Source organism: Mesorhizobium sp. M1A.F.Ca.IN.022.07.1.1 (genome assembly GCF_003997575.1).
Taxonomy (GTDB): domain Bacteria; phylum Pseudomonadota; class Alphaproteobacteria; order Rhizobiales; family Rhizobiaceae; genus Mesorhizobium.
The window spans coordinates 1-13513 of sequence record NZ_RZST01000001.1 but is presented as its reverse complement, the minus strand read 5'-3'; the positions used below and the strand labels follow the sequence as shown (position 1 = coordinate 13513).

At 57.5% G+C, this 13513-nt stretch carries 9 protein-coding genes and 2 pseudogenes; 4 read left to right on the top strand and 7 right to left on the bottom strand.

The genetic code is table 11. From position 1 onward, the window contains the following. Nucleotides 1–104 precede the first annotated feature (104 nt). Nucleotides 105–323 (bottom strand): helix-turn-helix transcriptional regulator, encoded by a 219-nt coding sequence (locus EOA75_RS00055; RefSeq protein WP_029354714.1) that lies wholly within the window; start codon nt 321–323, stop codon nt 105–107. Nucleotides 324–432: 109 nt separating this feature from the next. Here EOA75_RS00055 and EOA75_RS00050 point away from each other — a divergent pair, with 109 nt between their 5' ends. Further along, entirely contained in the window at nt 433–699 is a 267-nt protein-coding gene (locus tag EOA75_RS00050; RefSeq protein ID WP_029354712.1) for a DUF2285 domain-containing protein, read from the top strand. Between the two features lie 481 nt (nt 700–1180). Here the strand turns inward: EOA75_RS00050 and EOA75_RS00045 are convergent, their stop codons facing one another. Further along, nucleotides 1181–1414 carry a helix-turn-helix transcriptional regulator gene (locus EOA75_RS00045; RefSeq protein WP_091597910.1) on the bottom strand — a complete coding sequence of 78 codons (234 nt, stop codon included), beginning with the start codon at nt 1412–1414 and terminating at the stop codon, nt 1181–1183. Nucleotides 1415–1530: 116 nt separating this feature from the next. Here EOA75_RS00045 and EOA75_RS00040 point away from each other — a divergent pair, with 116 nt between their 5' ends. Then, nucleotides 1531–1812 carry a DUF2285 domain-containing protein gene (locus EOA75_RS00040; RefSeq protein ID WP_091597912.1) on the top strand — a complete coding sequence of 94 codons (282 nt, stop codon included), beginning with the start codon at nt 1531–1533 and terminating at the stop codon, nt 1810–1812. A 546-nt stretch (nt 1813–2358) separates the two neighbouring features. Here the strand turns inward: EOA75_RS00040 and EOA75_RS00035 are convergent. Both EOA75_RS00035 and EOA75_RS34725 read right to left on the bottom strand, forming a co-directional pair. Beyond that, a complete protein-coding gene (locus EOA75_RS00035; RefSeq protein WP_127248563.1) occupies nt 2359–3096 on the bottom strand; it encodes a LuxR family transcriptional regulator in 738 nt (245 codons plus the stop codon). Between the two features lie 960 nt (nt 3097–4056). Beyond that, nucleotides 4057–4530: pseudogene (locus EOA75_RS34725) on the bottom strand (IS481 family transposase); the annotation flags it as partial. Nucleotides 4531–5252: 722 nt separating this feature from the next. Here EOA75_RS34725 and EOA75_RS00030 point away from each other — a divergent pair. Further along, nucleotides 5253–7697 (top strand): FAD-dependent oxidoreductase, encoded by a 2445-nt coding sequence (locus tag EOA75_RS00030; RefSeq protein ID WP_127323347.1) that lies wholly within the window; start codon nt 5253–5255, stop codon nt 7695–7697. Nucleotides 7698–8453: 756 nt separating this feature from the next. On the opposite strand, the gene EOA75_RS00025 is transcribed toward EOA75_RS00030, so the two are convergent. Both EOA75_RS00025 and EOA75_RS00020 read right to left on the bottom strand, forming a co-directional pair. Continuing rightward, the gene (locus EOA75_RS00025) at nt 8454–9188 is read right to left on the bottom strand and encodes a class I SAM-dependent methyltransferase (protein ID WP_127323334.1); all 735 of its coding nucleotides are present in this window, start codon (nt 9186–9188) and stop codon (nt 8454–8456) included. Nucleotides 9189–9342: 154 nt separating this feature from the next. Then, the gene (locus tag EOA75_RS00020; protein WP_127323333.1) at nt 9343–9807 is read right to left on the bottom strand and encodes an SET domain-containing protein-lysine N-methyltransferase; all 465 of its coding nucleotides are present in this window, start codon (nt 9805–9807) and stop codon (nt 9343–9345) included. A gap of 784 nt (nt 9808–10591) precedes the next feature. Here EOA75_RS00020 and EOA75_RS00015 point away from each other — a divergent pair. Further along, entirely contained in the window at nt 10592–10828 is a 237-nt protein-coding gene (locus tag EOA75_RS00015; protein WP_245466516.1) for a hypothetical protein, read from the top strand. 1178 nt (nt 10829–12006) lie between these two features. Here the strand turns inward: EOA75_RS00015 and EOA75_RS00005 are convergent. Beyond that, nucleotides 12007–12552 (bottom strand): annotated as a pseudogene (locus tag EOA75_RS00005) (DDE-type integrase/transposase/recombinase); the annotation flags it as partial. Between the last annotated feature and the right edge of the window lie 961 nt (nt 12553–13513).

The window sequence follows — 13513 nt, the reverse complement described above, 5'->3', positions numbered from 1 at the left end:
GCGAGCCAAATGGCAGGGGCTGCCGGGGGGCCCTAAGAAAAGCGTGGGTTCACGAGCACCCGGCGCGCGCCATCAGGCCGCCAGCTACTTGGAGGGCGGGTGTATCAGGCCTGTTTGTCGGGCCGAACCAGATCCATGTGGCTGACGCCCAAGGCCAATGCCAGTTCATAGATCGTGATAATTGTCGGATTTCTTCGGCCTTTCTCCAAGCCGCTGATGTACTGCTGACTGAACCCGGAAATCTCCGCAAGCTGCTCCTGCGTCAGACGCTTCCTTTGCCTGATCCTCTGCACATTCCGTCCGACCAACTTGCGCATATCCATGCACGCAAGCCAGCGGATCAGGCGGCTTGAGTTTATCAACTATAATATGTAATCCACATTTAGCAGCCAGAGGGCTTCGCCGGTCCATTCTCCGGAGATAGAATTAGCGATGTTACAGCCCAAATCGAACACGCCGTTTGCCGACGAGGTCCCCTGGTCGGACCGCATTACAGCCTACGACAAGGACCACTTTACAACCTATATGAGGCTCCTGGACGCCTCAGCCGACAACGCCACTGAAGAGGAAATGGCCCATGTGATCCTCGGCATTGATCCGGCACGCGAACCGGAGCGCGCACGGAACGTCCTTCGCAGTCATCTCGACCGTGCAAACTGGGTGGTGACGAGCGGCTACAAGGATTTGTTCGCCAGTTGACGAAATGGGCGGTGCGGTCGCTTCGCTTGAAGCAACGAAGTCGCGTAACCACCATGCATCGACGCATCACCACAGCGCGAATGCGCTCGAAGATGATCGCGAGGACTTCCAGTCGGCGCGGATGGCCCAGCCCTTCGCTGTCTCATCGTTTTGTCCTCCGCTCGCCAATGGCTGCTTCCCAGGAAGCGGTGCGGCGGCGAGTCATGACAGGAACGGGCCCGCCGTCTGAGCCGCACCGCATCCGAAGGACCGGATGGACAACCTACTGAAAGCTCACAGCTAGCTAAGGGTTGCGGGACGCCGCGGCGGGCCTAGAAGGATGCGGCGCCACCTGCTGGGAAGGGCACAACAGAGAGAATTGCGAGAGTCTAACGACGCGCTAGGAGGAGGCGCAGCGGAATGGTCGAGACGCCCTGAGCCAAGAAAAGCGGGGATCGACCCACCGGCACCCGGCACGCGCGGTGATGGGCGCGGGCGCCCACTACGTCCGCAGGCTCAACAGAATCTCACACGGATCAGCGTCGAGGGCCGCAGTTACGTCGAGAAACTCAATGATATCGAGACGCCGCTCTCCACCCTCATATTTCGCCACGAAAGATTGCGGACGGCCAAGCATCTCAGCCACCTGCGCCTGCGTCAGCCCTTTGACCTTGCGCAGTGAGATCAACTGGGCCAGAAACCGCTGGTGGCGGGGAGATCGAAGAGATTTTGGCATTTAGGTGAACCGGTCAGGTAGAGACCGGCTCAGCGACTAATCCCCGTTTCGGATTATCCCATTTTGGGATATTCTGCTTTGAATCCAGCGATCAACATGCGAGGTTCGCGGCAGACATGAATCGATCAACGGGAACAGATAGGATTCAAAGCCCAACACTGCTCGACGAAGTCCCTTGGTCTGACCGTCTTACCGCCTACGACAGGGCGCACTTTACCACCTATATGAGGCTCCTGGACGCCTCAGCCGATGAGGCGCCCCAAGAGGAAATGGCCCATCTGATCCTCGGCATTGATCCGGCACTTGAACCGGAGCGCGCTAGGAAGGCGCTTCGTAGTCATCTCGACCGCGCGAACTGGATGGTGACGAGCGGCTACAAGGAATTGTTCGCCAGCTGACAAATGCGCAGTGCTCGGTCATACAAGTAGGCAGTTCCTGTGGCAGCCAGTGGTCAGGCTGATCGGGACCTGCACCACAGACGCGCCGGCAAAATGGACTCGGTGGCGAGCACAATTCAGTTCCCAGGAAATCGGGGTTTTGGCAATTGTCCGAGCGTCTGACGTGATAGAAGGTTCCGCTCTGTCTGGATGGGTAATAGCCCGGAGCAGCACTCCATATCGTGCCGGCGCTCGACGCAGAATGGTCCACCTCTTCGCTTTCAAGCCGGATAACCGAAAGCCATCGCCCTAAGTCAACGGTTAGAGATTACCGGCAGGCAGGTATGCAAGCGGGCCATTCTCGGAAACTATAAACCGCACGACTAGCTCGTCAGCGACGAAACACCCGCTCGAGCACCGGTAGACTAAGATCACCGGCGCGGACTGGAAGGATACGGCTGCATCGCCCTGACCGAGCCGGCGGAACAGAAGATCTCGGCATCCAGTCAACGCTCGATACAAAGCGCGCGATCGAATGGACCAAGCACAACCGGATCAAAAAGCTTCTCAGAGAATTGAGGACCCTTCGGACCCCAAAAGGGCTATAGCCTGATTTTGGGTTCGCACGCCTAGCTTCTTCTTGGCATTGTCCAAATGAAAAGCGATCGTGCGTGGCTTGATGCCCAAGATGCGGCCGGTCACCCAGGCTGAATTACCCCGCGCTGCCCACCGCAGGCACTCATATTCGCGGGATGTCAGCGAAATCCCATCCACTGTTCGATCGCTCGGAAGTTTGCGGCGAACGCAACGATGAAAGCAGGCCGCCATCAGCTGAAGAGCTTGTTCGTACCGCTCAGCGACCCGAAGAAATACTGGACGAGGCTCATCGGCGGCAAAAGTAACCGCAGCGATGCGGCCGCGGAGATCGACAATTGGGATCGTCAAACCGCAGCAGATGCTGAATTGAGCCGCCTCATCGAATAGCTGCTGTTGAGCCGGCGACATTTTATCGCCTCCCAAATTCGATCCCCAGTGAAACGGGCAGCCGCCATTTCGAGCACGCAAGACCACAGGATCGAGTTTCTCATACTGATTTTCCAGATACTGTCTGGTCCAGCGGGGTGGATAGTTCGAAATTAGCCTCGGTTTGCCGGAAGGCCGTGCTGGCAAGGAGAGGTAGGCAAAGGAGATTAGGTCAAGTCGTCCGGCCGCCTCAGCCATGGCATCCCGGAAATCTGCCTCATCGATACTCTGTGACAGTCTTTCAAGGAATGTCTCGAAAACAAGTGGCAGGTCCCTCGTCATCGTCGCGCTCGATTCTTCCTCTTTCTGCACGCCTTCCGGCTGCGTCGTGTATGTCCCGACAAACGCGATTGACTTCGCGGGCGTCGCTGCGCTGACCAGGCTCCAGAATGCTGCCACACTTTCGATCTTCGCCGGTCATCCCAATCATGCTGGGCTCGCCCGTTGGGCGTCTGGCAGACGCCTCTTGATCTTTCAACAGCTCAATCAGAGAATCTCCATGCATTAAATCATGACCGCCCCCGCACCGTCCAAATCAGGAGAAATCATCCTGCGCTGACCAAAAGCCATCATTGACCCAGCTTTTGCAGGAATTTGGGTCGGCACGAGCATAACAATTCGGATAGCCGCTCATCCCCCACCCGGGGCGCCGTGATCCGGAACGAAGTGTTGCGATGCTTTCTTTTCATTGATAGGCAAATCGTCTCAACAATATTAAAATGCCTTTTCCTTGTGAACGGGATGGGCGTGTGAGTATCGTCCTTTTATATACCTGACGTGATAAAATTCACCGCAATGATTATTCTGCTCTTTGTGATGTGAAGGAAGATATCTTCGGCGTTGCCGCGCTTTGGAACCGGCGACCGTGGCCCGCTGCAATGATGTAAAGGGCGAGTCTAAGCTCAATCTGCATCGGAACGTGCAGATGACCTTTACCAGACCCTCGATTCCGGACGGGCCATAATGATTCTGATTACGTGGGTCAAAAAGGGCGCCCTGCCGGCGGGGAGGTACACCCGCAGGGCGCGCCGCACAGAGGTCCTGGTCGTTGGGCAACAGGACAGCGGCGGCAGAACTGATTCGGTTACAGCTTGCGATCGAAATCCGGAACATGGTGGGCGGGTTGGGTGGAATTTGTTGGTTGAGCCAAGGAGGTCGCTCGCTTATATCAGCTTCACTGGACCGATTTGCACGATTCATCGTCCATTCGCGCAGGGAATCGGCGTTTTACCCCCCAATGCGTAGACCCAGACGTTTGCAGGCTGCCCGCAAAGCCTTTGACCGGTAGCAGGAGCCACTGTCGGTTATCACGGGCTCGACCCGGATGCCCAGCTTGGCATAATAGGCGACGGCGGCCTCCAGGAGGCAGCGGCGCTCGCCTTGCGCTCATACGGCATGGCCTGCACGAAGGTGACGCGAGAGGCGCCGTCAATGCAGACGTGGACGAACTCCCAGCCAATGCCGAGATGCCGGTTGACCGTGCCTGTCCGCCGTCTAGTGATGCGATGCCCCACCTAGACTAGCCGATGCGGCCAAGTTTCTTGAGGTCGGGATGAATGAGTTTGCCCGATGCTCCCGTTCATAGCGGCGAACGGGTTCGGGTTCCAAGGCGCTCAGCTCCTTGAGGCCCAACCGGTGTAGAACGCGGCTGACAATTGCCGGCGAGACACCCGCCTCGGCAGCGATCTGCTTCCCCGTCCAGCGCTGGGGACGCAGCCGCTCGATCGTCTGCACACGGATCTGTGACGATGTCGGACATGAGACACAAATCCCGTCAGAGCGACTCATTGTTCTGAAATGATTTTCTCATTTGGCACGACACGTGCTGTCCCAATCTACCAAAGCACTGCCGCGCCGCACGGACCAATCCCATGATCACGTTCGCCGAACATGCGTTCGCCCCCGCGACACCGAGCGTTCCCGAGCCGACGCAAGAAGGTGCGTTTGCTTTCCAATCGGCATCGAGTAACGCCGGCACGTCGAACGTCCCGAGCTTGGCTACGGCTAGACGATACCGGAAAGTTCGTGACCACAAACGCAACTTCCAGAGCAATCCGTTCTACTCATTCGCCGAAGACAGCCGCACTTGGATCGGAAAGAATTTAGTTGCGATGGCGCTCGCCCGACCAAGCGCGCGCCATCGGATCAGGACAGGTGCTTTCCGCCGTTACATGCCCGACCAAGACTGTTCTGGTCCTGGCGCCATACGGCCGCGGTCCGTCGCCCGCCAGCCCGCCATACGGCTCTGGCCGGGCACTCTCGCGAGGGCGACAAGGGATAGCGACCTGCGGTGGCCTCGTGGTCTCGCCAGGCTCACCATTCATCCCGAACAACTGGACGGCGCGCCCCCCTGGCTCTGGCGAGGGTGCCGAAAAGAAACTGAACAGGAGCTTACAATGATAGTCGCACCAGAATTTTGCCGGGTTGAGGTATCGGAAATGAAGCCACTGCCTTCCAAAGCACGAGCCGTCATAATCGGAGGGGGCGTGTCGGGGTGCTCCGTCGCATATCACTTAGTGAAGCTAGGATGGACGGACGTGATCCTGCTCGAGCGTAAGCAACTTACGTGCGGCACGACCTGGCACGCCGCCGGATTACTCAGCGAGCTTCGCGGGTCTAGCGACATGACGAAATTGACCAAGTACTCAATGCAACTCTACTCGAGCCTGGAGGAAGAGACAGGGATTGCAACCGGACTTCGCCGCGTCGGCTCATTGTCTATCGCAGTTACCCAAGAGCGCAAGCACGAGCTCTACAGGCAACTCTCTCTCGCACCCGCCTACGGCGTGGAGGCGCGAAAGATCTCTGTGCGAGAACTCGAGGGAATGTACCCTCATATCGATGTGTCTGATGTCACTGCTGCGCTTCATTTCCCTAATGATGGACAATGTGATCCAGGCAACGTCGCGATGGCGCTGGCCAAAGGCGCACGCCAGCGTGGCGCCGCAATCTTTGAGGGAGTGAAGGTAGCCGGTGTTCAGGCGAGGAACGGACGGGTGTCGGGCGTGACGTGGGAGAAGGATGGTGAGCGAGGGGTAATTGAAACAGATAACGTAGTAAACTGCGCGGGGATGTGGGCACGGGAATTCGGCGCCAGAAGTGACGTCGCGGTTCCATTGCATGCGTGCGAACATTTCTACATGGTTACAGAGCCAATAGATGGGCTAAATCGACTGCCGGTCCTACGAGTTCTCGACGAATATACGTACTACAAGGAGGATGCAGGGAAAATTCTCTTTGGGGCAGTCGAACCGAAGGCGAAGCCGTGGGGGATGAACGGCATCCCGGAAAGCTTCTGCTTCGATCAGTTGTCCGAGGACTTTGCGCATTTCGAACCCATTGTTGAGAAGGCTCTCAAGCGAGTTCCGATGCTGGCAACAGCCGGTATTCGTACTTTCTTCAACGGCCCGGAAAGCTTCACTCCGGACGACCAATACCACCTCGGTGAAGCTCCTGGTGTTAGGGGCTATTGGGTCGCATGTGGTTACAACAGTACAGGAATAGCTGCCTCAGGGGGTGCGGGCTTAGCGCTGGCGCAGTGGATGAATGACGATGAGCCGCCCTTCGACTTGTCGGGCGTGGACATCCGTCGGATGGAGTCCTTACAGAAAAACCGTTTGTATTTGAGAGAGCGGGTTTCGGAGGTAGTGGGACTCTCGTTTGGCAACCACTTCCCCGCTCGTCAGATGACAACAGCACGCGGCATTCGACGCTCGCCAATTCATGAACATCTCAAGGCACGTGGGGCGGTGTTCGGTGAGATGGTGGGCTGTGAGCGAGCCAACTGGTTTGCCAGGAAGGGCCAGGAGCGTGAATACCGATACTCCTGGTATCGCCAAAACTGGTTCGATAATCAGCGCGAAGAGCACCTGGCGATACGCGAACGCGTTGGTATCTTCGACTTAACCTCATTCGGAAAAATCCGAGTGGAGGGCCGAGACGCTACCACGTTCCTCCAGCGACTTTGCTCCAATGATGTCGACGTGCCGGTTGGCCGGATCGTCTATACGCAAATGCTGAACGAGCGAGGCGGGATCGAGAGCGATCTGACCGTGAGTCGTCTCACGGAGACTGCTTTCCTGCTGGTCGTGTCAGCCCTCACATTACAAACCAATCTCTGTTGGCTTAGGCGGCATCTAGGCGACGAGTTCGTTGTTATCGTCGATGTGTCGGCGTCGGAAAGCATCCTGGCAGTGATGGGACCGAAATCGCGCGAACTGCTCGGCAAAGTGAGTCCGAATGACTTCTCCAACGAGAACAACCCTTACAGCACCTGGCAGGAGATTGAGATCGGGATGGGTCTGGCGCGGGCCCATAGAGTGGCCTCTGTCGGCGAGCTGGGCTGGGAGATCTACATTTCGACTGACCAAGCCGCACATGTGTTCGAAGTAATCGAGGCGGCGGGTGCCGATGTCGGACTCAAGCTGTGTGGGCTCCATGCCCTCGGCTCGTGCCGCATGGAGAAGGCATGTCGGCACCTCCCCGATGATGTTGGCAGCGGGGATCACGTGCTCGAAGCGGGGCTGGGCTTCGCTGTCAAGACGGCAAAGCCTGGATATATTGGCCGCGATGCGGTGCTGAGAAAACTTGAGGCGGGACTCGACCGTCGGTTGGTTCAGTTCCGACTTAAAGACCCTGCCCCTCTACTTCATAAGAACGAAGTCGCTTTCCGAGACGGTCGGATCGCCGGAACGGTTACTTCCGGAGACTACGGGCACACGCTCGGTGGAGCTCTCGGCCTTGGCTATATACCGTGCAAGGACGAAAGCGAGGCAGCTCTGCTCTCCTCTTCTTACGAGATTGAGATCGCCGGCGAGTGCTATGCCGCGGAAGTCTCCCTCGAACCGATGTATGACCCGAAGGGCGAGCGGATGCGGGCTTGATTTACCAATTGGAGCCGTTCGGCATGCACGAACGTATCCTAAGTATCGAAGCTCGCAGGCCGCGCCTAATAAACGGCCTTCTGGGCCTCGAAGGCGCGGTTCATGAGCCAATTGGTGCGGATGCCACGTGTTCGACTGGATTCAGCTCGAGCGCGAACGCAGGGGATGGGCGTAATCGCCGGGCAATCGAAATGCAGGCCTTCCCGTTCAATGCAATCAAGAAGAACTGTTCGTTTCACTCTTCTACTCTTCTACTCGCCGAACGAACGCCAAGTTGCAAGAGGTATTCGCTACCGAGAGCGCGGTCGTCGTCGGGTCGACATGAGGCCGCCGGATAAGGACTTTGAAGGGATGAGCTTTGAGCAGCAATCGCGGCGCTGTGACACAAAGGAGGCAACTGAGACAGCAGAATGAATTGGCCCGCGTGCCCGTGGCAGTTTGTCGACCTGCCGTTGGTCACGTGGTGCCCAGCATGGGTGGGCGTCATGTCGGTCTTGGCCAGGTCTCTTCGATGATGCCCAGGCCGGACGGATCGATCGAACCGTTGTAGGTGTGCCGCTGGGCATGGCGGGGACTTAGACCAGGGCGGTCTTTCCCGCGCGGCCAGCGCCATTTTTGAACGTGAGTCGGCGCAAGTACCGGCCCAACGTTGAGGTATGGCCCCAGGCAGCGTCCGGCCAGGGGCGGCCCAAAGATTGGCATCGGCCAAACCGTCGAGGCTCTCACTAAGACGAACCTTCAGAGGCAGGTCACCAACTACAAGCTGGTTCGCCGGTAAACTGAGATGTGACCTTTGGATTCATTGGTGAACGCGCCTCTCGCCCAATCTCCCCAACGCTCCGCCAACTCCAGCCCAACGCATTCGGCCATCGTATCGAGCTCCTGGTGGTAAACGTACCGAACGCGTTGTGGTAAACGTCGGACGGATGTACCCGAAAACCAGAGGATGGTCGAAGTCAAGTTCTGGTTTACTGGATCATGGAGTACCGCATTGACAAATGTATTCTCATGATCAACGTAAGTTGTAGTCGTTTTCTGACCGCCCACAAAACCCTCCAAGGGTGGAACACGAACTTCTATTACCACAACCCCCTGCTCTTTTAGCGCCTCCGCAGCCGATCGAAGGCAAGCTATTTGCTCTTCGCGCGTGGAGAGCAGGGTGAATGTGCCATAAACACAATAGACCAGATCGAAGCGTTGTTCTGAGCTGAAATCGGAAATGTCCCCCTTCCAGGCTTTGATCAGATCAGTTCGTTTGGCGAGAAGTTTTAACATGCTGTCTGAATTGTCGATGCCTTCGACCCTGACTCCCCGCTCGCTCAACGGCACCGCTACGCGCCCATTGCCAATACCGAGCTCAAGAGCCGCTCCTCCTCTGGAAAGTCGCTCAAGGAGGGCAGCAGTTTCGTCTGCCTCCGCAACTTTTCCTAATAGGGTGGTAAATTTTTCATACGTGGAAGCCATACTCTCGTCATAGGCACTCTCGGACATGCTATTCTCCACATTGGACCATCGTTTGTTTTCATTGTTACGGAAGTACGCTAAAGTAGTTTTTCCGTGTGTAAATTGGCAAATTTTGCTATATATCGCAAAGTTATCGGAGTTTTAAGCCAAAATATTTCATCTCCGTTCGAGAAGTCGCGCATCATTCAACGAACTTGATATCTTTCGGATAATCGGATATGTTCGTGTATGTTTGTGTTATTTCCTCGTCCGCTTTTATGTCTCTAGTTGCTACAAGGTTTGCCCATGCGCCGGATTCTTCATCAGTCCAAACTGTTTCTGAATTAGGGTTCACAGAGTGATTAACTAACGACGCCATTCCAAAAACAACATAGCGTGCCAAAGGACCAATCTTTTGATTCTTATTACCACGCACGAAGTAATATTGAAGTATTCCTGTAATATCTATAACGCTTGCTTGCCGATCGTCAAATTCCCATGTTGGAGCCCGCTCAATTAAATCGCCCGCCTTGAAGGTGACATTGGCGAATAATCCACGACCTTTTCGGGGAACTGTCTTCACATAGAGAGCGTTACTGCGATCAAAAACCCTATCGACCATCGTGTGTACCTTCTTGTGCTGAGCTTGGAGCTGATGGGCAGTCATTGAGATTCCGGACGTGATTCACCAGCAATGCTGACTTCAAAGAAGTCCGCGGCGTGTTGATCGAGTGCTCGGCTACGAGGCCCACTGTTCTCGCCGCAAACCTCCTCCTTCACGGAGGTGCCATTGAGGCCTCAGCCAAATCCAAATATACTTTCGTCACTTCTAGTGCCATGCCCTTGATAACGGGCATCCGTTCCACTAAGATGGGATCGGCACCCGCTTCCAAGGGGCGAGATTCTAAGAGATCGTTCCACATTCTCCGTGAGCGAACATAGCTTGTTCTCAACCTCGTCATACCTACCAACATGCGTGGGTGACGTTAGCTGCCAACCTCGGCTCTTACGTTTCTTCCAACCAACCCGGTTCACGTATCTTGCCAAGGGTTGGACCACGTACTCGAATGGGAACTGATCGGCTACCGCATCAAAGACGCCTCGGGAAACGATATCGAGCTCTGGTACGAACCGCAGGCATTTGCCATCAGCATCCGGCCCGAACCGCGATCGGATCGGCCCGATCGAACCAGGCGAGTTCCTTGGACTTACAGCTTCCGATCGCACGATGCTCAGCATCTACAGCGGGGTTCATCACCTGGCCAACAGGCGAACCACATCGCGGTCTGTTTGACACCCTCGCGCTGAAAAGGAATTGTCGTTCTAGGAATGATCGTTCCTATTCTTTATGGCTGGCAGCTGTCGACGGCGCTCGTTCGTTCCGCAACCGGGCGATCGCCACCATCTGCGCGAAATCAAACAGTCAAAGCGCGCACATGAGGCCAAGCATCATGGACGAAGTCCCCTGGTCAGACAGCATCACGAGCTACGACATGCAACATCGCACCATTTACCTAGGCGTCCTAAACGCCTGCGCCTACAATGCCAGTGTAGAGGAAGTGGCCGATCGCATTCTCGGCATCGACCCGATCCTTGAACCGGTCCGCGCCCGTAAAGCAGTCCGCAGCCATATCGACCGCGCCAACTGGATGGTGACGTGCGGCAGCAAGCACCTGTTCGGCGGCTGAATACGGCGCGGATTGCCACGCCTTTTCAGACGAGAAAGTCCAGATACGCGCCATTCATCAGTGCGCGGCCACCCGAAACGGCGCGGCGGATGCGATCGCGCAGGTGATCGCGAGGATCGTTTCAGTCGGAGTGGACGCGCCATTGGCCGATCAGCGTGAGGGGGGCGCCGGCGCATGGCAAAGGCTCGTTCGAAAAGGGCCTTCCCCGTCGGTATGATATCGGGACTGACTGTCGCAGAGTCACTCGTCTCGAGATACTTGATGCTGCCGCCGGCGCCGCTGGTCGGAGGAGGAGAAGCTGCTGATCGTCGAGGAGAGCTATGGACTACGCGGCAGGCATCGGCGATGTCGCGGCGCCCCGGGCTTTCCAACCCACTGCTGTTTGCGCGGCGCAAGGCGCATGGCGACGGTCGGCTTGGCGCAGCTGGCGTCTGCGGTTCTCGTGCCGGCGATGATCGTTCCGGATCAGCGGAAGAAGCAGAACCGGCTGGCAGGCGCATTGAGGTGGTGAGCGTGAATGGTAGCAGGGTGACCGTCGAGCCCAAGGTGGACGTGAAAGGACCGTTTCGGATCATGCGAGGCCCGGAAGCGCTGCGATGATCCCGATTGCGACGGGGTGCGGGTGTGGTTGGCGACCGGACACACCGAAATGCGCTACGGTTTCCCCCAGCCTTGCTCTACGCGTGGAGGAGACCTTCACGAAGGATAGCTGAGCGGTGATATGCAAATACGAGAGCATTCACCACTTGCCTGCGGATCGTGGATGGCTGGCCGACAATGTCAGCGTAGAGGAATGGCCGATCTCATTTCTCGGTCTCCCGATCCTTAAACCGGTCCGCCGTAAGGCTGTTCGCAGCTATATCGACCGCGGATCGCAATGACTGTTCGCCGGTTGACGCCCAGCCCGGGTTCCCACGCAGTCGAACTGACACCAGAGATGACGCCGCGGGCGCAGTCGCGGATGTGATCGCGAGGATTATTCCAGCCAGACTGGACGCGACAGTCGCCGAAGAGCGCCTCAGCGACGGTAGGTGCCAGCGTGACCCGTCGAGCGAGAAAGACGAGGCTCCCGTCGTTCAGCAGCCGACAGGCTGCCCCCGCGCCAGTGAGCGAAGCCGGATGCCCGAGACCGCCAGAGCTGCCGGAGAAAAGCGGGCATCGTTCATGAGCACGCGGCGCCGCCGTTGTTCGAGGGTCTTTCGCTTGATCCTTTCTCGTTGCAACAGGATGGTCTGGCCGCGTCCGAAGTAGACGTCGGTCGGGGTGAGATTGTCGAGGCTTTCGTGGTAGCGCCGGTAATTGTGGTGCTCGACGAAGGCGGCGATCTGCCTGTCGAGATCGCCGGGCAGGAAGTAGTTTTCGAGCAGAATCCGGTTCTTCAGCGTCTGATGCCAGCGCTTGATCTTGCCCTGGGTCTGGGGATGGCTGGGCACGCCACGGGTATGCTCCATGTTTTGATCCGAGAGCCAGTCGGCCAGGCCGCCGGCGACGTAGCACGGGCCGTTGTCGGAGAGCAGCCGCGGCCGCTGATGCACCGTCGCCCGATCGCAGCCCGATGCCGTGAGCGCCAGGATCAGCGTGTCGGTGACGTCTTGCGCCCTCATGGTCGTGCACAGCTTCCAGGCGATGATGTAGCGGGAGAAGTCGTCGAGGATGGTCGACAGGTAGAACCAGCCCCAGCCGATCACCTTCAGATAAGTGAAGTCGGTCTGCCACAGCTGGTTCCCTTTAGACCATCGACCAAGAAGCCGAAGACTTTTGCCTCGTCGTCGTGGACTTATGAGGGCGGCTGCAGTGTCCCGAAAACAGCGTCCAGTCGTCTCGCTGGTAACAGCACGCCAACGGTGACCAATGGAGGGGCCTAGCGAAGCAGGGCCGCCCAGCACCTCGCCCCGCTCCATCTCCGACGGCCTATAAACGGCGACGCACGGAGCAATGCCGCGAGCCACAGCAGCAGACCGGGCCAAATGTCCGGAGCACCAGCGCGCGAAAGCACTCGTAGTAAATGGCGCCGTTTCGCGAACCGCGTGCCATTAAAAACTGTCGAGGGCAGAAGATGGACGCAAACAGCGACCGGACCGCCAACACCGCGCAGGGAGTGCGGTGTGAGCAGGTAAAAGGCATCGTTTCACAGCACAGTCGACTCCTGAGTTCCGTTCCAGACTTTCCTGGAGACGCGGTAGCGTGGAGGCTGAATTGCAAGCCGTTCGCTTGCGTCGGGCTCACGCGCAGCCGGTCTTCGTCGTTCAGATCGTTAGTCAAGGGATTGCCATTTAGAGCCGGGTACGTGAAGCGTCGCTGGAGCGAAGGTGCTGCGTGCCAACCAAGCTCGCTGGGAGTTTTACTGCTTGAGTTTGCAGGGTGTTCCTGCGAGCTCGCACAGGAGACCGATCAGGCGATTAAGTTGCACTGTCGTCGGATCTCTGACGATGTCGGACATGACGCCGATCAACCAGCTTCGGGCGATCCTGCTGGAGCGCGGCCACATCATCGCCTAAGGGCCGCGCCGGCTTGATCGGGCGCTCGATGAACTGCTCGCCGATGACGACTTCGCCGTAATACCAAAGGCTCTGAGGGCTGACTCTCTAGGGGTTCCCGCCTCGACTGATCCGTGATTCCTTGTTGCGAGGAGGATTCGGGCGATGGGATCAGCGGTGAAGATGCGGACGGACTATTCGGCTGTGG